Consider the following 20173-nt stretch of genomic DNA (forward strand, 5'->3'; position numbering starts at 1 on the left):
GAACGAGAGCGACGGCGGACTGATTCTCGCTTGCCGATCCTCCATGGAGACGGGCGCTTGACCTTGGTAACGAGCGTGCTCGTTAGAGGAAGATCGAGCGATGCGAGTCTTACGGATCAGGGGAGGGGCCTCCCTCGGTGTCTCGCCGAGTCAAGAAGCAGCGTGGCCTGACCTCGTGGCCGCCGCGATCGAGGCGGTGCGCGAAGGCCTGCATCCTGTGCCGGTTGTCTGGTTCAGGACTGATGTGGGCACCTTCGGAAGCGTCCCCGTGCACCCTCGTGTCGCGATCGAATTCGTGGACGACGACGAACCCACCGAGTTCCTCGGCGTCGTGACCCAGATGGGCCCGAGGCGGAACCCGCAAGCGGAAGAATCCCAATAGCCGATCGGCTAACGATCAGGGTCGAAGGCGAGAACGTCGGTACCCGACTGCGGCGCTCACCAGGATGACCAGGGCGCAGCCGAGAGTGATCCACCCGAACACGCCAGGGGTGCTGCTCGCGAGGAGCACGACTGAGACTGCCCCGAACACGAGCCCGAGCAACAGGAACACCAGCCATAGCGCATTCGGTCGACTCATACCAGCAACCTAGCTGTCGCGCGTCGTAATGGTTCGTCCGCCACGGAACGCGTCCGATAGCCGGTCGACGACCGCGACTTCGTGCGCAGCGGTCCAGCTCCTCCCTCGAGCCCCGTGCTTCCTGATGGGGGCGTTCTCGGATAGGTGGTCCGAAACGATTCCGAATGACGGGACGTCAAACGAGGCGTTCCACGGACGCCCACCACGTGCGGAGGAATCAGCGCCGCCGCACCCCGAGCCCCACCACCGCCACGAGGTTGACAGCACTCCCCACCAAGAACCCCGTCGTCCCACCCGCGACGCCGGCCACCGGCCCGAGCACCGCCATGAGCCCAGCACCGACGACGAACCCGGCGACCGAGGCCAACGCCACCTGCCGTGACCGCCCCGATGCGAGCAGCAGCGCCGCAGGCACGAGCCCGACCGTGAACACCCACACCCCGACCATCAGGTACCGCAGGTCAGCGACTGCAGCAGCGCCCTCGGTGGGGTAGACGATCGGCAGGAACCACCCGGCGAGCAACGCGACGAGGCCGAACACCACGGCGGAGGCCGCAGCGAACCCGACGACGAGCACCATCGCCCCGCGCGACCGCAACGACCCACCGTCGGTCCGGTGCGCGAACGCCGGCACGAGCACCTGCCCCAATGCCTGCCCGAGCATCGACGCCGGCGTCGCCAGGGTGAACGCGGCAGCGTAGACGCCGGCCTCGTGCGCGGACGACGTCACCTGCGCCGAGATCATCGTCAACTGCAGCAACCCGTTCGAGGTCACCACCGCCAGGACGTTCCACGTCGCGAACCCGAGCACCCCGGCGGCGGGATCGCGAGCAGCAGACCCGAAACCGTTCCCCCGCGGCCAGCACGCGATCGCGAACACCGTGTACCCGATGGCCAGCGGCAGCAGCACGAACGCCTCGAGCCGCGCGACGCACGCCACGACGAGCAACCCGAGCGCCAGCACGCTCGTCACCGAGTCCCAGAGCGCGACCCGCGGCGCCCGGCCGTAGCCGAGCTGCGCTCCCCGGGCGTAGCAGTAGAGCCCGTACCCGACGACGACTCCGACACCGCCGAGCACCATCCCGGGCCCGTTGCCCCAGGCGAGTGCGACCGGCACGGTGACCGCGGCGAGCACGACGGTCGACACCAGCATCGACAGGCCGAGCACCTGGTTCACCGCGGCGTCCGGCTGCCGACCCCGCAGCGCGATCGCCAGGTACCGCGAGGCCGTGTTGCCCGCGGCGTTCGGCCAGAGCAGGGCGACGAACACCGACAGGGACAGCAGCGCCGTGGTCTGCCCGAGGGTCTCGGTGCCGAACACCCGCCCGACGACGACGGTCACGAGCAACTTCGCGACGCCCTGCACCCCGATCCCGACCGTGGCGAGCACCGCCGACGACGCCACGGAAGACGACACACCAGAAGCAGGCCGAACAGAAGAGGCGCTCACCGCGCCAACGCCTGTTCCACCCATCCACGCCGGTGCGCCCGCACCCCGAGCGTCACCGCGCGCACCCCGATGTACCCGAGGGTGAACGCCGCCCACAGCCCCGCGAGCGTCCCACCCGCCCACCACAGCAGCGGCAGGTACACGACCAGGTTCACGCCGCCAGCGATCGCCAGGTACCGCGCATCGCCGGCCCCGATCAGCACCCCGTCGAGCACGAAGACGTACCCGGCGACGGGCATCCCGACGGCGATGAGCACCAGCACGCCGGGCAGCGCCGAGCGCACGGCGGACGAGTCGGAGAACACCGGCCCGAGCACGCCATTGACAGCCAGGGTCACCACGCCGAGCAGCGCCCCACCGATGATCCCGAGCAGCACGAGCCGCCGCGTCACCAGCCGTACCCGGGCCGGGTCCCGCGCCCCGAGCCCGTGCCCGACCAGGGCCTGCCCGGCGATCGCCAGGGCGTCCAACGCGAACGCCAGGGTGGAGAACACCGTCAGCCCGACCTGCGTCGTCGCGAGTCCGGTCGTGCCGAGCCCCGCAGCGGCCCCGACGGTCGCGAGCATCGCGATGCGCAACGACGCGGTCCGCAGGAACAGCCACGCCCCGGACCGCAGGGCCCGGACCACGCCGGACGCACCGGGCCGCAGCGGCGCGCCAGAGTCGCGCGCAGCCCGGACCGCGATCCGCACGTAGACGATCGCCATCGCCCACTGCACGATCACGGTGCCGGCGGCGGACCCCTCGACACCCCACCCGGCGCCGTAGATCAGGGCGGCGTTGAGCAGACCGTTCGCGACGAACCCGACGGTCGCGACGACCAGCGGCGTCTTCGTGTCCTGCAACCCACGAAGCAGCCCGGTCGAGGCGGTCACGACGAGGATCCCGGGCAGCCCGATCAGCGAGATGGTCAGGTACGCGGTGGCCGCTGCGGACACCTCGGCCGAGGCTCCGAACAGCGACACGAGTGGCGCGGCGAGGGGCCAGCCGACGAGGGCGAGGACCACACCCAGTACGAGTGCGAGCCACATCCCGTCGATGCCGGCGTGCACGGCGCCCCGACGGTCGCCGCCGCCGAGTGCGCGGGCGACGGCGGGCGTCGTCGAGTACGCCAGGAAGACGAGGAGCCCGGTCACGGTCTGCAGCACGGCGCTCGCGAGTCCGACGGCAGCGAGGGGTGTCGCCCCGAGGTGGCCGACGAGCGCGGTGTCGGTGAGCAGGAACAGCGGTTCGACGACGAGTGCGCCGAGTGCTGGGACGGCGAGCCGGACGATGTCGCGGTCGACGGCGCGCCGCTCGGCGGTCACGGCAGCTGGCGTCGGTCGGGGCACCGGCCCATTCTGGCGGCGATGCGGACCTGACGGGGTCCGGTCGGGCGGTCGAGGTGACGACAGGACGGACTGGAGGCCCGTGGCGGCGTCGCCCCGCGCCTCCAGTCCGGTGGTCCCACGTCGTCGAGCCGCTGGCCGCGTCCGGCCGACCACCCGCGTCAGTCCGCGCGTGGCTCCGCGGGGACGCCACCGGCGGCGGCGTGCGCCTTATCGGAGGCCACGGGGGTCGCTTCGTCGGTGCCGCGCGCCCGCCCGATGACGTCCATCACGTGGTAGACGACGATCGCTGCGACGGTGCCGACGATGATGCCGCCGAAGCTCGCCTGCCCGAACGAGAAGGTGAAGTCCGCGATGCCGATGATGAGTGCGATGCCGGCGGTCAGCTGGTTCTTCGGCTTCGAGAAGTCCACCCGGTTCTCGACCCAGATCCGGATGCCGATGACCCCGATCAGGCCGTAGAGGGCGGTGGTCGCGCCGCCGAGCACGCCGGCCGGCACCGAGGAGATGACGGCGCCGATCTTCGGCGACAGGCCGAGCAGGACGGCTGCGATCGCGGCGACCCAGTACGCCGCGGTGGAGAAGACGCGGGTGGCGGCCATCACGCCGATGTTCTCGCCGTACGTCGTGGTCGCGGAACCCCCGCCGACACCTGCCAGGACGGTGGAGATGCCGTCGGCGAAGAGCGCCCGGCCGGTGAGCGGCGTGAGGTCACGGCCGGTGAGCTGGCCGACGCCCTTGACGTGTCCGACGTTCTCGGCGATGAGCGCCAGGACGACCGGGACGAACGCCAGGTAGATCGCGAGCTGTCCCGGGTCGAAGGCGGGTGCGGTGAACTCCGGCAGACCGACCCAGGCCGCATCGTGCACCTTCGAGAAGTCGATCTGCCCGCCGATGAGCGCCGCGACGTACCCGATCAGGACGCCGATGACGATCGACAACCGACCGATCAGTCCCTTGAACAGGACGGTGACCAGGATGATCGCCGCGAGGGTGATCACCGCGACGACCGGCGCCGCCGTGAAGTTGTCGCGGGCAGCCGGCGCCAGGTTGAACCCGATCAGCGCCACGATCGCGCCGGACACCACCGGTGGCATCAGCCGGTCGATCCACCGGGCGCCCGCCAGGTGCACGACGAGTCCGACGATCGCCAGGAGCGCGCCGACCACGATGATGCCGGACAGGGCGAGCGGGATGCCGCCGATCTTCGTCGCGGCTCCGATGGGGGCGATGAACGCGAACGACGAGCCGAGGTAGCTGGGCAGGCGGTTGCCCGTGATGAGCAGGAACAGGATCGTGCCGATGCCGCTGAAGAGCAGGGTCGTCGACGGCGGGAAGCCGGTCAGGAGCGGCACGAGGAACGTGGCGCCGAACATCGCGACCACGTGCTGCACGCCGAGGCCGATCGTCCGCCCCCAGGTGAGCCGTTCGTCCGGTGCCACGATCGTCGTCGAGGAGACGGTGCGGCCGTCCCCGTGCAGCGTCCACGGAAGTCCCATGCGACGACCGTACCGGCACCGTGGACCCCGTGACGGCGCCACTCGCGCTCCTGTGGACAACCGGTATATGGTGTGTGGAGTTCCACCGGAGGAGACCCATGCACCAGCCATCCCGCCGCGTCACCACCGCACGTCGTGCGCTCTCGGCAGCAGCCGTCGTCGCGGTCGCCATGTCGCCCGTCGCGGTGGCATCGGCCGCCGCCGCCTCGCCGGGCACCGCGTCCGCCGCTTCGTCGTCCGCTCCCCGCACCACTCCGACCAGTGACTTCACCGCGGACGTCCGTTCGATCGACCACGGCCGGGGGATCGTCACCGTGCGCGGCACCGGGCCGGTCGGCGGCAGCATCGGCATCGCGGGGGACGGCGTCGAACAGGTCTGGACCGAAGCCGACTCCGAGGGGACCTGGACGGCCGCGGTACGGGTCGGCCGCGGCGAGCGGGTCCTGCGTGTCACCTCGCAGGTGACCGGACAGGTCATCGACCTCCCGGTGGAGCTGCTGGACCTCCTGCCACCGGGGATGCTCGCGACGGTCGACGGCATCGCCCGCACGATCGACCTCGACGGTGCCGGGTACCCCGGGGCGCACTTCGTCATCAAGGACAACGGGACGGTGCTCGGTGAGACCGACGTCGACGCCGACGGGTCCTGGTCGTTCACCCTCCGCGACCTCGCGTTCGGGTCGCACCACGTCGAGGCCTGGCAGTACTTCGACGGCACGCACAACGGCGGCGTGGACGAGGTCTACGCGCTCTCCGGGGCGGCGGTCGTCACCTCGACGACCGCGTCCCGCGAGACCGAGCGGGTGTCGTTGGCGGGGAAGGCCCCGGCGGGCACGACGCTCCGGTTCTCGGATGACGACGGTCCGGTGCTCGGTGCCGACGGCAGACCCGTCACGGCGACCGCGGCCGCGGACACGACGTGGTCCGCCGAGCTCCCGATCCCCGCGGGCGCTCGCTTCTGGACGGTCACGGTGGACACGTACGACGGCTCGACCTCCCTGGGCACGACGGAGGCCCGCATCACCGTGCCGATCGCCCTCACCGGCACGGTCGAGGAACTCCCGGACGGACACGTCCGGCTCTCCGGGGGCGGCGAGGTCGGCGGGGTGGTCTCCCTCGAGACCGAGGACGGCAAGCCGATCGCGGACTCCGACGGCACGCCGGTCCAGACGTCCATCGGCCGGACGTGGGAGCTGACGCTTCCGCGTGCCGTGCTCCCCGACGACGTCGTGGTGGCACGCCAGCGCGTCGACGGTGTCGAACAGGGAGCGCTCCGCCTCGTCCTGCCGAAGCAGCCCGTCGGGCCTGGGCCGCACCCCGGCGATGGCGGGGGATCCGGCAGCGGCGGCGACGGCGGCGGCTCCGGGGCCGGCACCGGGGTGTCGACCGGCGTCCACCCGACCGCGCAGGGCGCCGCTGCCGGGCGGGTCACCGAGGGTTCGACGAACCGCCTGGCGTACACCGGCACCGACCCCAGCGTCCCCGTCTCGGTGGCCGGCGCGCTGGTCGCCGTGGGTGCCGCCGGTCTCTCGGTCGCCCAGTTTCTCCGCCGTCGTGGTGCCCGCCGCCACTGACACGCTGGATCAGGGTGGCGGTGGCTATCGTGGACCGCATGACCGACGTCGCACGTCCCTCCGGCATCCACACTGACGAACTCGACCCCACTGTGCGCCCGCAGGACGACCTGTACCGGCACGTGAACGGCACGTGGATCGACGCGACGCCGATCCCCGACGACAAGGCGCGGTACGGCTCCTTCACCGTGCTGGCCGAGGCGGCCGAGGTCGCCGTGCGCGACATCATCGAGCGCTCCCAGCTCGCCGAGCCCGGCACCGAGGCCCGCAAGGTCGGTGACCTCTTCACCGCCTTCACCGACGAGGCCCGGCTCGAGGAACTCGCCACCGCGCCGATCGAGCCGCTGCTCGCCGAGATCACCGCCATCGAGTCCGTCCCCGAGGTCATCGCCGCCGTCGGACGCTTCGAGCGCCTCGGGCTGCCGAGCTTCATCCAGCTCTTCGTCGACAACGACCCGGGCGACCCCGAGTCGTACGTGGTGTTCCTCGAGCAGTCCGGACTGGGACTCCCCGACGAGTCGTACTACCGCGAGGAGCGCTTCGCCGACATCCGGACGAAGTACCGCGAGTTCGTCGCCGCGATGTTCCCGCTGGCCGGGTTCGAGGACGGCGGGGACCGCACCGAGCACGTCATCGCGCTCGAGACCGCGATCGCGTCGAAGCACTGGGACAACGTCACCACCCGTGACAGCCAGAAGACCTACAACAAGCTGCCGTGGGCCGAGGTCGCGGCGCTCGCCGAGGGCATCGACCTGCAGACGTGGTGGCAGGCCATCGACGCCCCGGCCGGAGCGTTCGAGACCGTCGTGGTCCGCGAGCCCTCGTTCATCACGGGCCTGGCGGAGCTCCTCCGCGACCAGCCGCTCGAGGTCTGGAAGGACTGGCTGCGCTGGCAGGTCATCCGTGGTTCCGCCGCCTACCTGACGAGCGCGTTCTCGGCCACGAACTTCTCCTTCTACGGCACGGCACTGACCGGAGCGCCCAAGCAGCGCGAGCGGTGGAAGCGCGGCGTCTCCCTGGTCGAGGGCGCGATGGGCGAGGCCGTCGGGCGCATCTACGTGCAGGAGCACTTCGACGAGACCTCCAAGGCGACGATGGACGACCTCGTCGCCAACCTGGTCGAGGCGTACCGGCAGAGCATCACCGCGCTCGACTGGATGACCGACGAGACCCGTGCCCGTGCGCTCGACAAGCTCGACAAGTTCACGCCGAAGATCGGCTACCCGGTGAAGTGGCGCGACTACTCGGCGCTCCCGATCGCGGCCGACGACCTCATCGCGAACGTCCGCGCCGTCGCCTCGTTCCAGGTCGACCGGGAGCTCGGCAAGATCGGCAAGCCGATCGACCGCGACGAGTGGTTCATGACGCCGCAGACGATCAACGCGTACTACAACCCGGGCTTCAACGAGATCGTGTTCCCCGCGGCCATCCTGCAGTTCCCGTTCTTCGACGCCGACCGTGACGCCGCAGCCAACTACGGTGCGATCGGCGCGGTCATCGGCCACGAGATCGGCCACGGCTTCGACGACCAGGGCTCGCAGTACGACGGCGACGGTCGGCTCGAGAACTGGTGGACCGAGGCCGACCGCACCGCGTTCGAGGAGCGCACGAAGGCCCTCATCGCCCAGTACGACGCGCTCGTCCCCACCGAGGTCCCCGACGGCCACGTGAACGGCGCGCTGACCATCGGCGAGAACATCGGTGACCTCGGTGGCCTGTCGATCGCGTGGAAGGCGTACCTGCTGTCGCTCGACGGCCAGGAGCCCCCGGTCGTCGACGGACTCACCGGCGCCGAGCGCTTCTTCCTGAGCTGGGCCCAGGCCTGGCGCATGGCGATCCGTCCGGAAGAGGCCGCACGTCTGCTGAGCATCGACCCGCACTCGCCGACCGAGTTCCGGTGCAACCAGGTCGTCCGCAACATCGACGGCTACTACGACACCTTCGGCGTGACCGAGCAGGACGCGATGTACCTCGACCCCGCCGAGCGCGTCGCGATCTGGTGATGGCTGAGCCGGACGCGGCTCGGTCGTCGCGCCGTCGACGACCGGACGACCGAGCGAGTGGAGGCGGTCGCACCCGCGGACGCCACCGCGGCGGCGCGGACGACCGGTTCGGCGCGACGATCGAGGCGCTCGGCTCGCTCGCCGTCGACGGTGCCGGGGTCAGCGCGTCGGTGATCGACACCTCGACCGGGCGATCGCTGCTCGCGGTCGACGACACCCTCGTGCAGCCCGTCGCGAGTCTCGGCCGGGTGCTCCTGCTGATCGAGGTCGCGGCCCGCCTGGAGGACGGCAGGCTGCACGGCGACCGGCTCCAGCGGATGGCACGGGACACCGCGACCGGCGCCGGGCTGTGGCAGTTCCTGCAGGAGCCCACGATGCAGGTGCCCGACCTGGCGACGCTCGTCGGTGCCACGGGGGACGCCTGGGCGATGAACGCACTGCTCTCGACCGTCGGCATCGACGCCGTCCGCGGGCGCGCCGAGTCACTCGGCATCGAACGCACCGCACTGATCGACCGGGTCCGGGACCGCCGTGGTCCGGACGACGCCCCCGACGCTTCCGTTGCGCCCACCGGGGAACTCGCGTGGGTGATGCGTGGCCTGGCCCTGGGCGAGGTCGTCGACGAGGCCGTGTCGAACCGGGTGCTCGGGTGGCTGTCGCTGGCGAGTGACCTGACCCTCGTCGCTGGCTCGTTCGGGCTCGACCCGCTGGCCCACCGCGCGCTCGACCACGGGTTGCAGGTCGTCGCCGTCACGGGGTCCGCCACGGGGGTCCGCGCCGAGGCCGGGATCCTGCGCGGTCCGGGGTCGTCGGTGAGCTACGCCGTGACCGTCACGTTCGACGACGCTGGTTTGCAGCACCGGCTCGCGGTCGTCGAGGCGCTGCGGACGATGGGCACCGAGGTGCTCGAGGCCGTGCACGTCCCGGCCCGCCGCTGACCGAGCGGCGCGAGCGGCGCGCCGAGCCGACCGACCGACCGACCGACCGACCGGCCGACCGGCCGACCGTGCGCTCTAGCCGAGCAGCCTCTGCACCCACGCATCGAACCGCTGCCGGATCACGACGCTCGTGACGTCCGGCCGCCCGATGCCGTCGTAGTTCGGCGCCCAGGTCTCGACGTACGGGTCCGCACGTGCCGCCGCGACGAGGTCCCAGGCGCGGACGTCGGGCAGACGGACTCCGGCGGCTCGCTCGTACGCGGAGGTGAACCGTTCGGCGGCCGTGACCGACCCGAGCAGCACGAGGTCCTGCCGGCACCACGCGACGTCGACACCGCGAGGAGCCGACATCGCACCGGACCAGTCGACGACCCCCGCCAGCCGATCGCCCTGCCAGACGGTGTTGCCGCTCCAGAAGTCCCCGTGGGTCAGGACGCGCGCCAGGTCGGCCCCCTGCCATGCGCTCTGCGCTGCGGCAGCCAGGTCGCCGACGTCCGAGGTCGGTGCGCGGTCCTCGTCCGGCAGTCCGGTCGGGTCGAGCCGGTGGATCGAGGCGAGGGCCGGTCCCATCTGCTCGGCGAGCACGATCGGGTCGAGGTCCGGTGCCGGCGGGCCACCCGGCAGCGCGGTGGTGACGATCAGGGGACCAGCCGGGGTCTCACCGTCGGCGACGAGCCGCGGCGCGATCGGGCCGAGCGGGTCGAGCCGGGGCAGGACCGCGAGCTCTCGCGAGACGGCGTCGTCGTCCGGTGGGAACCGGCGGAGGACGAGCTGCCGGTCCCCGTCGGACACCAGGACGGTTCGCGCGTGCTGTCCGCCCGTGAGTGGACGGACGAGCCGGAGCGGTCGGTCGAGGAGGCGCTCGGCGGCGTGCACGAGGTCGGCGGTGCTGACGGTGTCCATGGCGGTCCACAGACTACGAGGCGGTGTTGGATCGAGCGATGACGCGCTACCTGATCTCGTTCGACGAAGGCACGATGGTCTTCCCGATGGCCGAGCTGCCCGCCGTCACCGAGGCTTCCCAGGCCGTGGTCCGACAGGCGCAGGCCGACGGGGTGTGGGTGTTCGGCGGTGGCTTGCTCGAGGCGGCCGGCGGCGCCGTCGTCGACCGTGACGGCACCGTCCACGACCCGGCGGTCCGCCCCGGCAAGGACACGTTCATCGGCGGGTTCTCGATCGTCGACGTGCAGAGCCGCGACGAGGCACTCACCTGGGCGGCACGGTTCGCCGACGCCTGCCGGTGCGCCCAGGAGGTCCGCGAGTTCATGGACGACCCCGAGTCCTGACCCGCCTCACCGCGACGCCGACGAAGGCGACCCGCTACGACGTCGCCTGTCCCTGCGGCACGAGCGCCTGCACGGACAGCAGTGCGGCGTCGGTCGACCGGCACGCCGTGTTGCCCTCGTCCTTGATGAAGAGCGACTGCTTCGATCCGGGCGGGTAGATGCGGTACCCGTCAGGGGTCACCGGGTCGCAGTCGGCCTTCGAGTAGTTCTCGGCGCGGACGACCTTGAGCGGTGCGACGGCGATCTGGCCGGGGCGGAGGGTCACGGTCGGGTGCGGCGACGACTTCTCCTGCGTGGCCGCGGCACCGATCTGGGTCCCGTTGCCGTTCCCGACGAAGGACACCCCGGGCCACCCCTGCAGGGTGCACGTCTTCGAGCCGGTGTTCTTCAGCGTGATGTGGAAGATCGTGCTGCCGGCGGCGCCCCCGCTGCCGGGTTCTTCACCAGCGGCGAGCGACGACGCGGCACACCGGCCCACGGCGGTCGACCCCGACCCCGAGCCGGACGACCCTGAGCCGGACGACGACCCGGACCCCGACGACGACCCCGACGACGGCGACGCCGAGGCCGCCGACGATGACGACGACGCGGAAGACGACGACGACGGTGCCGGCGCGGGTGCGGTCACCGTCTCGGTGGCGGAGGGTTCCCCGCTGGACGCACAGCCCGCCAACGCCCCGAGTGCGACGAGCCCCGTGACGGCGAGCAGGATTCTGGATCGGCTGCTGCGGTGCATGGTGCACAGGCAACCACCACCCGGCTCAGGTGGTTCGGTCGGCATCCAGGGACCGCGAGCACACTCCGAGGCAAGCAAGCGGCAAGCAACCCGAGCAGCGGAGGTCGGACATGACGGGCAAGCACGAACAGGCACGCGGCGACGAGGGCCGGGCGGACGGGGTCGAGCCCCGCGCCGGAGCCTTCACGGACAGCGACATCCCGGGCGACGAGCACGTGGCGACGGCCGAGCCGGTGGGCGAGTTCGTCTCGAGCGACATCCCCGGCGAGGCCCGCCCGGACTCCGGTGGACCCGACGGCGAGTACGTCGAGTCGGACATCCCCGGCGAGGCCGAGCCCACCCAGGACGGTGAGGTCGGGCACTACACCGACCGCGACCAGGCCTGACGCGTCAGTCGACGAGCTCCGCCGCCACCAGGCGGCGGAGCGTCTCCACGCCCGCGGGCGGGAACCGGTCGGCGTCTGCTGAGGTGACCCACTCGACCTCGTCGACCTCTGCGGAGGCGACGGGCGTGGCGGAGTCCAACGCGCCTCCTGGCCGGACCAGGAACAGTGTCATCGCGACCATCGTCCCCGGAGCCTGCCCGTGGGCGGGTTCGGTGACGACGCCGAACTCGTCGACGTCGGCGGCGGTCAGGAGCAACCCGGTCTCTTCGTGCGCTTCGCGGATGACCGCTTCGACGTCGGTCTCGTGCGGCTCCGCCTTGCCGCCGGGCAGGTAGAGCACGTCGCGTGCTCGCGCACGCACCATCAGGACACGTCGGTCACGGACCAGCAGGAGCGCGCTGACCCGCAGCGTGGGTGGCTGGTTCGCGTCGGCCTGGAGGCTCAGCTCGCGTCCGCCTCGTCGTCGCGGTTCGACACGGCCGGGTCCAGGGCCGTGCGCTCGGCGAGCGGGACGACCGGAGCCGGCAGCTCCGCCTCGGGCTCGGGCCGCACGCCGAACAGGGCGTCGATGGCCCCGACGAACTCCTCGCCACGACCGGCGCGGCCGAGCTCGCGTGCGCGCACCGAGGGACGGTGCAGCAGGACGCCGACCAGGTGCCTGAGCGCCCGTTCGGTCTGCTCCACGGACTCGCCGTCGGCGTCGCCCCGGCGCTTCGCCCGGTCGATCTCGTCGTCGAGGATGTCGAACACGTGCTTGCGGAAGGCGACGAGGGCGGGGGTCGTGGACTGCTCGAGCGCCTGGGCGCGGAACCGGGACACGGCGTCGTCGACCATCGCGCGGGCCTCGGACTCGGCGTTCAGCTCGGAGATCGGGGCGTGCAGGCTGATGGTCTCGAGGTCGAGCAGCTCGACGCCGTCGACACCGGCGGCCGCGGGGTCGACGTTGCGGGGGAGCCCGAGGTCGATGACGATCCGGCGGACACCGTCGTCGAGGTCGGCCGGTGCGACGACCGGGACCTCGCTCGACGTGCAGGTGATCACGACGTCGCTGGAGCCGATGGCCTGGCGCAGGTCACGGGCGGCGACGAGGTCGTGCTTCGCGGCGAACCAGGGGGCGCGGCCGGAGGGGGAGAAGACCTGGATGTGCACGGCACCGCGGTCGCGCAGGGCGGCGATGGTGGTCGCGGCGTAGCTGCCGGTGCCGATGAGGAGCACGCGGGTGTGCGCCCAGTCGGTGACACGTGAGGACGCGAGCTGCAGGCCGAGCCGCACGAGCGAGCGGCCGGCGGCGCCGATGCGGGTGCGGGTCTTGACGCCGCGGGAGGTGTGCGCGGCCTCTTGGAAGAGGCGCTCGAGGTCGGAGGTCGTGGTGCCGTTGGACCGGGCGTCCTCCAGCGAGCGGCGGACCTGGCCGGAGATCTCGGTCTCGCCGACGACGACGGACTCCAGGCCGCTCGAGACGGCGAACAGGTGCTGCACGACGTCCCCGCCGCCGAGCACGTTGACGGAGTCGAGGACCTCGGTGGCGTCCAGGTCGCTCGCGGCGGACACGGCTTCGACCGTGGCGGCGACGGCGGAGTCGCGGTCGTCGCCGGCGATGTCGAGGTAGGCCTCGAAGCGGTTGCACGTGGCGAGGACGACGGCCCCGTCCAACACGTCGGAGTCCGTCACGAGACGGCTCGCCGCGGCCGGGGCTCCGATGCTCAGTCGCTCCAAGAGGTCGAAGCTGGCGTTGCGATGCGACGCCGTGAGACAGATGAGCACGTAGTCCATGGTAACGCGCTCGATGGGAGAATCACCCCGTGACCGATGCAACGACCACAGCCCTCCCAGACTCGCACCCCCTCGCCACCGGCCGGACCGCCGGATCCCGGCTCGTCCGGGCGCTGCGCGGTGACCGTCCGGAGACGCTCCCGGTGTGGTTCATGCGGCAGGCCGGCCGGTCGCTGCCGGAGTACCGCGAACTGCGGGTCGGCACGGCCATGCTCGACGCCTGCCTCGACCCGGAGATGGCGTCGGAGATCACCCTGCAGCCGGTGCGCCGGCACGGGGTCGACGCCGGGATCTTCTTCAGCGACATCGTCGTACCGATCAAGCTCGCGGGCGTCGACGTCGAGATCGTCCCCGGACGCGGACCGGTGCTCGGTTCCCCGATCCGCACCGCGGCCGACGTCGACGCGCTCGAGGACCTCGACCCGGCGGCCCTCGAGCCGATCCGGCAGGCCGTCGCCCGCACCGTCGAGCAGCTCGGGGACACCCCGCTGATCGGGTTCGCCGGTGCGCCGTTCACCCTCGCCGCGTACCTGGTCGAGGGCGGGCCGTCGAAGGACCACATCCGGGCCCGCACGCTGATGCACGCCGAGCCGGAGACCTGGTCGCGGCTGCTCGCCTGGGCGGCCGGGGTGTCGGGGGCGTTCCTCCGCGCCCAGGTGCTTGCCGGGGCCTCCGCCGCGCAGCTGTTCGACTCGTGGGTCGGCTCCCTGTCGCGCGCCGACTACGTGCAGTACGTCGCCCCGCACTCGGCCGAGGCGCTGTCCCACGTCGCCGACCTGGGTGTCCCGCGCATCCACTTCGGTGTCGGCAGCGGCGAGGTCCTGCGGGACATGACGACCCTCGGCACGGACACCGTCGGCGTCGACGCGGTCGGTGTGGACTGGCGTCTGCCGCTCGACGAGGCCGTCCGCCGCGTCGGCACCGGGGTCAGCGTGCAGGGCAACATCGACCCGGCCATGCTCGCGGCGCCGTGGGACGTCCTGGAGACGCACGTCCGCGACGTCGTCCGCCGCGGTGGCGCCGCCCGTGCGCACGTGGTGAACCTCGGGCACGGCGTGCCCCCGGAGACCGACCCGACCGTGCTCACCCGCGTCGTCGAGCTGACCCACACCCTCGGTGACGGAACGGACGGGCACGACGGGGCCGACGGAGCCGCCGCGTGACCGACGTCGTCGTGGTCGGCGGCGGGGTCGCCGGGCTCGTCGCCGCGCGGGACCTGGCGAAGGGCGGCGCGGACGTGGTCCTCGTCGAGGCCTCGGGAGTGCTCGGCGGCATGATCCGGCGCCACACGGTGGGCGGGATCGACCTCGACATGGCCGCCGACTCGTTCGCCACCCGCACGGACGCCGTCGGCCGCCTGGCGATCGAGCTCGGCCTCGGCAACGACGTCGTGGCACCGGATGCCCGCGGCGCCTGGCTGATGACCCGTGACGGCCGCACGTCGCGGATCCCCGCGACGGGGCTGCTCGGGATCCCCAGCACGCCGATGGCCGCCGACGTGCTGGCGGTCGTCGGGCAGCAGGGCGCACTCCGGGCCCAGATGGACTCGCTGCTCCCCGGGCCCGTCGGTTCGAAGGCGACGTCGCTCGGTGCGCTCGTGCGGCGTCGGATGGGCGAGCGGGTCCTCGACGACCTGGTGGTGCCGATCGCCGGCGGCGTGCACTCCACGCACCCGGACGACCTCGACCCGGACCGCGTCGCTCCCGGCCTCCGTGCGGCGCTCCTCCGCGAGGGCTCGCTCGCCCGTGCGGTGCTGTCGCTGCGGGCCCGTGCGGCCGCCGGCACCCCGGTGCAGGGCATCCGCGGCGGCATCGTCCGGCTCGTCGACGAACTCGTCGCCGACCTGGAGACCTACCGGGTCGACGTCCGACTGCACACCCGGGCGACCCGGATCGAGGCGCACGCGGTCGAGGTCGCCGGCGCGGACGGCACCACGGAACGGCTCCCGGCGCAGCACGTGCTCGCCTCGGTCCCCGACCCGGAGCGCACCGCCGCGGCCGACCGCTCCGGGATCGAGCTCGTCACGCTCGTCGTGGACCAGCCCGAACTCGACGCGGCTCCGCGGGGGACCGGGATGCTCGTGCACCCCGAGGCCGCCGCGGTCGGCGCCAAGGCCCTCACGCACGCCACCGTGAAGTGGCCGTGGCTGGCCGACGTGGCGGACGGACGCCACGTCCTGCGGCTCAGCTACGCGACCACCGCGACGGACACGGACGACGCGGCCAGGAGCCTCCCGGTCGACCCAGCGGGACCGACCGGCGCCCGCGCGGTCCACGACGCGTCCACGCTGCTCGGCGTGCCGCTGACACCCGACCGCGTGACCGGCGCGGCGAGTGTCCGCTGGTACGGCCCGGACCTCACCGCGGCCGCCCTCGGCGAGGGGGTCGTGGGCATCGGCGAGGCCTCCACCGGACGCGGTCTGGCCGGCATCGTCGGATCCGCTCGGGCCGCTGCTGAACGGATCCTGGATTCCTGAGCGGACCCCCTGGCGCCCGAGGGCTACTGTTGGTGAGACCGTCGGACGTATTCCGTTCGGCGCATGACCACCGCACACTGAACCAACGGAGGAAACGCACATGCGTGGAAAGCTCCTGTTCGTCGCCGGCGCCGCATTCGGGTACGTCCTGGGATCGCGAGCCGGACGAGCGCGGTACGAGCAGATCAAGACCGTCAGCGGCAAGGTCTGGAACAGCAACGGCGTCCAGAAGGGCGTGCACGTCGCTGAGGACTTCATCGCCGACAAGACCCCGGACGTCGCCGAGTTCATCGGTGAGACGACCAAGAAGGCCGTCCGCAAGGTCGGCCAGAAGAAGGACACCACCACCTCATGACCGACACCCGCGACCGCAAGCCGCGTTCGCTGTTCGGTCTCGTCGGTGACCTCCCCAAGCTCGTCAAGAGCCTGGTCAAGGGCGAGTTCGACCTGCTCAAGGCCGAGATGCTCGCGAAGGCGAAGATCTTCGGCCTCGCCGCCGGTCTGCTCGTCGGTGCACTCGTCGTCGTGCTCTACGCGATCGGCGTGTTCCTGACGGCAGCCGTGATGGGCCTGGCGACCGTGATGCCCGCGTGGCTGGCGGCGATCATCATCGCCGTCGTCATGCTGATCATCGCGGCGATCCTCGGGTTGGTCGGCTGGAAGCGCCTGAAGAAGGGCCTCCCGATCACGCCGAAGCGCACGATCGACAGCGTGAAGAACGACATCAACGCGGTGAAGGGGATGGGCAAGAAGCCGACCCCGCCGACCCAGTACGGCACCCGCAAGCCGGATGTCGGCGGCCGGTTCTGAGCCCCGACAGCCGCACCACCGACGGAGGAACCGTGACCGATCCGCACGACGATCTCGCTGACCGCGTCGCCGCGACCCGCGCCCAGTTGTTCGACACCCTCGATGCGATCGAGGACAAACTCAACGTCCCGAAGCAGATCGGCATCGCCGCCTCGAAGGTCAAGCGTGGTGTCGACGAGAACCCGGTCCCGTACCTGGCCGGCCTCGCAGCCGGAGTGGCGGTGGTCGGGGGTATCGTCTTCACGGTGCTCCGACGGCGGTAGACCGCCCGAGCGCGGTCCACCGGCTGCGGGGCGGCCAACACCCTGGCAACCGATAGGACAAAGGATCCATGAGCTCCGACGTGCCCACGAACACCGGGCCCGCGCCCGCGCACGACACCTCCCCCCACGAGACGGACCCCGCGACGGGGATCGATCCCAACCTGCTGACGGCGTACGCCCTCTGGGCCGTGTTCCGCCGTCCGCTCGGCCCGATCCACCGAGTCGGTGACGACGCCGTGGCCGAGCTCGACGCGGTGATCGCGAACGCTGCCGAACGCGGTGTGACGATCCGCGGCTTCTACGACGTGTCCGGTTTCCGTGCCGACGCCGACGTCATGATCTGGCTGCACGGCGACGACGCACAGGCGATCCAGGCCGTCCTGCGCGAGGTCCGTCGGACCGGGTTGTTCCAGGACGCCGAGCCGGTGTGGCACGCGATGGCCATGCACCGCGAGGCCGAGTTCAACAAGCGGCACACCCCCGCGTTCCTGCGCGGCAAGGACCCCGAGGCGTGGATCACGGTGTACCCGTTCGTCCGCTCCTACGAGTGGTACCTGTTGCCGGAGGACGAGCGTTCGAAGATGCTCCGCGACCACGGCGTCGCCGGCGCGAAGTACCGCCGTGTGCTCACCAACACCATCGCGACGTTCGCGCTCAGCGACTACGAGTGGATCCTGCCGCTCGAGAGCCCCGAGCTGGTGGACCTCGTCGACCTGATGCGCGACCTGCGCGCCACCGAAGCCCGCCTGCACGTGCGGGAAGAAGTGCCCTTCTTCACCGGTCGTCGCGTGACGACCGCCGAGCTGCCCGAGGTGCTGTCATGACCGACACCAGCATGATCACGAACGGTCAGGCCGTCCTCGCCGCGACCGAGGCGGCAGCGTCCGGTCCCGAGCACGTCGAGGTCCCGACCGCGTACGACGCGATCCTGCTCGCCGGCTTCGGTGGCCCCGAGGGCCAGGACGACGTGATCCCCTTCCTGCGCAACGTCACGCGCGGCCGCGGGATCCCGGACGAGCGCCTCGAAGAGGTCGCGCACCACTACCGGCACTTCGGCGGGGTCAGCCCGATCAACGCGCAGAACCGTGCGCTGAAGGCCGCGCTCGAATCGGAGCTGGCATCGCGCGGCATCGACATGCCCGTCCTCTGGGGCAACCGGAACTGGGAGCCCTACCTCGAGCAGGCCTTCACCGAGGCCGCCGACAAGGGCTACAACAAGCTCATCGCGATCGCCACGAGCGCGTACTCGTCGTTCTCCAGCTGCCGTCAGTACCGCGAGGACTACGCGCGCGTCCTGGACGAGACCGGTCTGATCGACACGATCCAGATCGACAAGGTCCGGCAGTTCTTCGACCACCCGGGCTTCGTCCGCCCGTTCGTCGACGGCGTCCGAGACGGCATGGCCCAGGCGATCGCAGAGAACGACGGCCTCGACGTCGCGACCGAGCTGCACGTGCTGTTCTCGACGCACTCGATCCCCTCGACCGACGCCGCGAAGTCCGGCCCCGACTACCGCGGCTTCGACGAGCACGGCGCGTACGAGGCGCAGCACCTCGCCGTCGCCCAGGTCGTCCTCGACCAGGCGTGGGCAGAGCTGCTCGAGCAGCCCGAGCACGCGTCCCTCCGTGGCACCAGCACGCCGCCGTGGAAGCTCGTCTACCAGTCGCGTTCCGGCCCGCCGACGCAGCCGTGGCTCGAGCCGGACATCAACGACTACATGAACGAGGAGCTCAAGGGCGGTCCCACCCGCGCCGTGCTCATCGTCCCGCTCGGCTTCGTGAGCGACCACATGGAGGTCATGTGGGACCTCGATGAAGAAGCCACCGAGACCGCGCAGGAGCTCGGCTTCTGGTCGGTCCGCACGCAGACCCCCGGTGTCGACCCGGCCTACGTGTCCGGCCTCGTCGACCTGGTGCTCGAGCGCGTCAACGGCACCCCGACCAGCGAGCGTCCGCACCTGACCGACATCGGTCCCTGGTACGACGTCTGCCGTCCGGGTTGCTGCGAGAACGTCCGCGCCGGCTTCAAGCCGGCCGCGGCGGGGCTCGCACCGTGACCGAGACGACCGGCACCGCCCAGACCGACGGCTTCGCCCCGATCCGACTCGGTACCCGTGCCAGCCGGCTCGCGGTGGCGCAGTCGCAGGACGTCGCCGACCGCCTGTCGAAGGCGGCCGGGCGCCCGGTCGAGCTCGTGACGGTGACGAGCGAGGGCGACACGAACCGTGCGTCGCTGGCATCGCTCGGTGGCACCGGTGTGTTCGCGAGCGCCCTGCGCGAGGCACTGGTCGCCGGCGAGGTCGACGTCCTGGTGCACTCGCTGAAGGACCTGCCGACGGCGCCGTACCCGGGGCTCACGATCGCCGCGGTGCCGAAGCGTGCTGATGCTCGTGACGTGCTGGTCGCCCGGAACGGCGCCACGGTCGACTCGTTGCCCGAGGGCGCGAAGGTCGGCACGGGGTCACCCCGCCGCGTCGCGCAGCTCAAGGCGAAGCGCCCGGACCTCGACGTGATCGACATCCGCGGCAACATCGACACCAGGCTCGGCCGCGTGGACGACGACCTCGATGCCGTCGTCCTCGCCGCCGCCGGTCTGACCCGGATCGACCGCCTGTCGGCCGCGACCGAACTGCTCGACCTCGGCTTCTGGCCGAGCGCCCCCGGGCAGGGCGCGCTCGCGATCGAGACGCGTTCGGACCTCGAGACGAGCACCGACAAGGCCGACCGGAACCTGCTGGCGGCGCTCCGCAAGATCGAGCACGCTCCCACACGCCTGACCGTGACGGCCGAGCGCGAGGTCCTCGCGAAGCTCGAAGCCGGCTGCTCCGCGCCGATCGGTGCGACCGCGGTGGTGGACGCCGAGCTCCTGCTCGTCTCCGCGACGGTCTACCGCCCGGACGGCAGCGAGTACCGCACGGCATCCCACGCAGCGGTGCTCGAGGGCTCCGCGCAGGACCGCCTGACCGAGGCGCTCGAGGTCGGTGGCCGCGTGGCCGCCGAGCTGCTCGAGAACGGCGCGGGCGACCTCGCCGACCTCGCCGACTCGGTGAAGTAGAGCCGGTCACGGACACG

At 71.7% G+C, this 20173-nt stretch carries 21 protein-coding genes; 14 read left to right on the plus strand and 7 right to left on the minus strand.

Annotated features, from left to right (window positions below; translation table 11 throughout):
- Nucleotides 1-175: 175 nt before the first annotated feature.
- On the plus strand, nt 176-382 hold the full coding sequence (locus tag EDF19_RS08715; RefSeq protein WP_123680486.1) for a hypothetical protein: 207 nt from the start codon (nt 176-178) through the stop codon (nt 380-382).
- 415 nt (nt 383-797) lie between these two features.
- Here EDF19_RS08715 and EDF19_RS08720 read toward each other — a convergent pair whose 3' ends face one another.
- The 3 genes from EDF19_RS08720 to EDF19_RS08730 all read right to left on the minus strand — a co-directional run bounded on the left by EDF19_RS08720 (nt 798) and on the right by EDF19_RS08730 (nt 4857).
- Nucleotides 798-1997 carry a lipopolysaccharide biosynthesis protein gene (locus EDF19_RS08720; protein WP_148071063.1) on the minus strand — a complete coding sequence of 400 codons (1200 nt, stop codon included), beginning with the start codon at nt 1995-1997 and terminating at the stop codon, nt 798-800.
- A 29-nt stretch (nt 1998-2026) separates the two neighbouring features.
- Nucleotides 2027-3337 carry an MATE family efflux transporter gene (locus tag EDF19_RS08725; protein ID WP_123680488.1) on the minus strand — a complete coding sequence of 437 codons (1311 nt, stop codon included), beginning with the start codon at nt 3335-3337 and terminating at the stop codon, nt 2027-2029.
- 182 nt (nt 3338-3519) lie between these two features.
- Nucleotides 3520-4857 carry a uracil-xanthine permease family protein gene (locus EDF19_RS08730; RefSeq protein WP_123680489.1) on the minus strand — a complete coding sequence of 446 codons (1338 nt, stop codon included), beginning with the start codon at nt 4855-4857 and terminating at the stop codon, nt 3520-3522.
- Nucleotides 4858-4955: 98 nt separating this feature from the next.
- Between EDF19_RS08730 and EDF19_RS08735 the strand changes: the two genes are divergently transcribed.
- The 3 genes from EDF19_RS08735 to EDF19_RS08745 are packed head-to-tail and all read left to right on the plus strand — an operon-like array spanning nt 4956 to nt 9372.
- Nucleotides 4956-6431, plus strand: coding sequence for a hypothetical protein (locus EDF19_RS08735; protein ID WP_123680490.1), 1476 nt, complete (start codon nt 4956-4958; stop codon nt 6429-6431).
- 38 nt (nt 6432-6469) lie between these two features.
- Nucleotides 6470-8434 carry a M13 family metallopeptidase gene (locus tag EDF19_RS08740; RefSeq protein ID WP_123680491.1) on the plus strand — a complete coding sequence of 655 codons (1965 nt, stop codon included), beginning with the start codon at nt 6470-6472 and terminating at the stop codon, nt 8432-8434.
- Entirely contained in the window at nt 8434-9372 is a 939-nt protein-coding gene (locus EDF19_RS08745) for a serine hydrolase (RefSeq protein WP_123680492.1), read from the plus strand. The genes EDF19_RS08740 and EDF19_RS08745 overlap by 1 nt, the downstream gene beginning before the upstream one ends.
- Before the next feature lie 75 nt (nt 9373-9447).
- On the opposite strand, the gene EDF19_RS08750 is transcribed toward EDF19_RS08745, so the two are convergent.
- A complete protein-coding gene (locus EDF19_RS08750; RefSeq protein WP_123680493.1) occupies nt 9448-10275 on the minus strand; it encodes a phosphotransferase family protein in 828 nt (275 codons plus the stop codon).
- Nucleotides 10276-10313: 38 nt separating this feature from the next.
- On the opposite strand from EDF19_RS08750, the gene EDF19_RS08755 reads away from it, so the two are divergent.
- Nucleotides 10314-10658 (plus strand): YciI family protein, encoded by a 345-nt coding sequence (locus EDF19_RS08755; protein ID WP_123680494.1) that lies wholly within the window; start codon nt 10314-10316, stop codon nt 10656-10658.
- A gap of 34 nt (nt 10659-10692) precedes the next feature.
- Here the strand turns inward: EDF19_RS08755 and EDF19_RS08760 are convergent, their stop codons facing one another.
- Nucleotides 10693-11394, minus strand: a complete 702-nt coding sequence (locus tag EDF19_RS08760; protein ID WP_123680495.1) for a DUF4232 domain-containing protein — start codon at nt 11392-11394, stop codon at nt 10693-10695.
- 110 nt (nt 11395-11504) lie between these two features.
- On the opposite strand from EDF19_RS08760, the gene EDF19_RS08765 reads away from it, so the two are divergent.
- Entirely contained in the window at nt 11505-11780 is a 276-nt protein-coding gene (locus EDF19_RS08765; protein WP_123680496.1) for a hypothetical protein, read from the plus strand.
- A gap of 4 nt (nt 11781-11784) precedes the next feature.
- Here the strand turns inward: EDF19_RS08765 and EDF19_RS08770 are convergent, their stop codons facing one another.
- Both EDF19_RS08770 and EDF19_RS08775 read right to left on the minus strand, forming a co-directional pair.
- On the minus strand, nt 11785-12225 hold the full coding sequence (locus EDF19_RS08770; RefSeq protein ID WP_260217065.1) for an NUDIX domain-containing protein: 441 nt from the start codon (nt 12223-12225) through the stop codon (nt 11785-11787).
- A complete protein-coding gene (locus tag EDF19_RS08775; protein ID WP_123680668.1) occupies nt 12222-13544 on the minus strand; it encodes a glutamyl-tRNA reductase in 1323 nt (440 codons plus the stop codon). Before EDF19_RS08775 ends, EDF19_RS08770 begins: the two co-directional genes overlap by 4 nt.
- Nucleotides 13545-13582: 38 nt before the next feature.
- On the opposite strand from EDF19_RS08775, the gene hemE reads away from it, so the two are divergent.
- The 8 genes from hemE to hemC all read left to right on the plus strand — a co-directional run bounded on the left by hemE (nt 13583) and on the right by hemC (nt 20156).
- The gene (hemE, locus tag EDF19_RS08780) at nt 13583-14716 is read left to right on the plus strand and encodes a uroporphyrinogen decarboxylase (protein WP_123680498.1); all 1134 of its coding nucleotides are present in this window, start codon (nt 13583-13585) and stop codon (nt 14714-14716) included.
- Nucleotides 14713-16029, plus strand: coding sequence for an NAD(P)/FAD-dependent oxidoreductase (locus EDF19_RS08785; RefSeq protein WP_123680499.1), 1317 nt, complete (start codon nt 14713-14715; stop codon nt 16027-16029). The genes hemE and EDF19_RS08785 overlap by 4 nt, the downstream gene beginning before the upstream one ends.
- Nucleotides 16030-16129: 100 nt before the next feature.
- A complete protein-coding gene (locus EDF19_RS08790; protein ID WP_123680500.1) occupies nt 16130-16384 on the plus strand; it encodes a hypothetical protein in 255 nt (84 codons plus the stop codon).
- A complete protein-coding gene (locus tag EDF19_RS08795) occupies nt 16381-16839 on the plus strand; it encodes a phage holin family protein (RefSeq protein ID WP_123680501.1) in 459 nt (152 codons plus the stop codon). Before EDF19_RS08790 ends, EDF19_RS08795 begins: the two co-directional genes overlap by 4 nt.
- Before the next feature lie 32 nt (nt 16840-16871).
- A complete protein-coding gene (locus tag EDF19_RS08800; RefSeq protein WP_123680502.1) occupies nt 16872-17102 on the plus strand; it encodes a DUF3618 domain-containing protein in 231 nt (76 codons plus the stop codon).
- A 68-nt stretch (nt 17103-17170) separates the two neighbouring features.
- Nucleotides 17171-17926 carry a hydrogen peroxide-dependent heme synthase gene (gene hemQ, locus EDF19_RS08805; protein WP_185022751.1) on the plus strand — a complete coding sequence of 252 codons (756 nt, stop codon included), beginning with the start codon at nt 17171-17173 and terminating at the stop codon, nt 17924-17926.
- Nucleotides 17923-19158, plus strand: a complete 1236-nt coding sequence (locus EDF19_RS08810; RefSeq protein WP_185022752.1) for a ferrochelatase — start codon at nt 17923-17925, stop codon at nt 19156-19158. The genes hemQ and EDF19_RS08810 overlap by 4 nt, the downstream gene beginning before the upstream one ends.
- Entirely contained in the window at nt 19155-20156 is a 1002-nt protein-coding gene (gene hemC / locus EDF19_RS08815; RefSeq protein WP_123680671.1) for a hydroxymethylbilane synthase, read from the plus strand. Before EDF19_RS08810 ends, hemC begins: the two co-directional genes overlap by 4 nt.
- Nucleotides 20157-20173 lie beyond the last annotated feature (17 nt).

This window comes from Curtobacterium sp. PhB115 (genome assembly GCF_003752025.1).
Lineage (GTDB): Bacteria > Actinomycetota > Actinomycetes > Actinomycetales > Microbacteriaceae > Curtobacterium.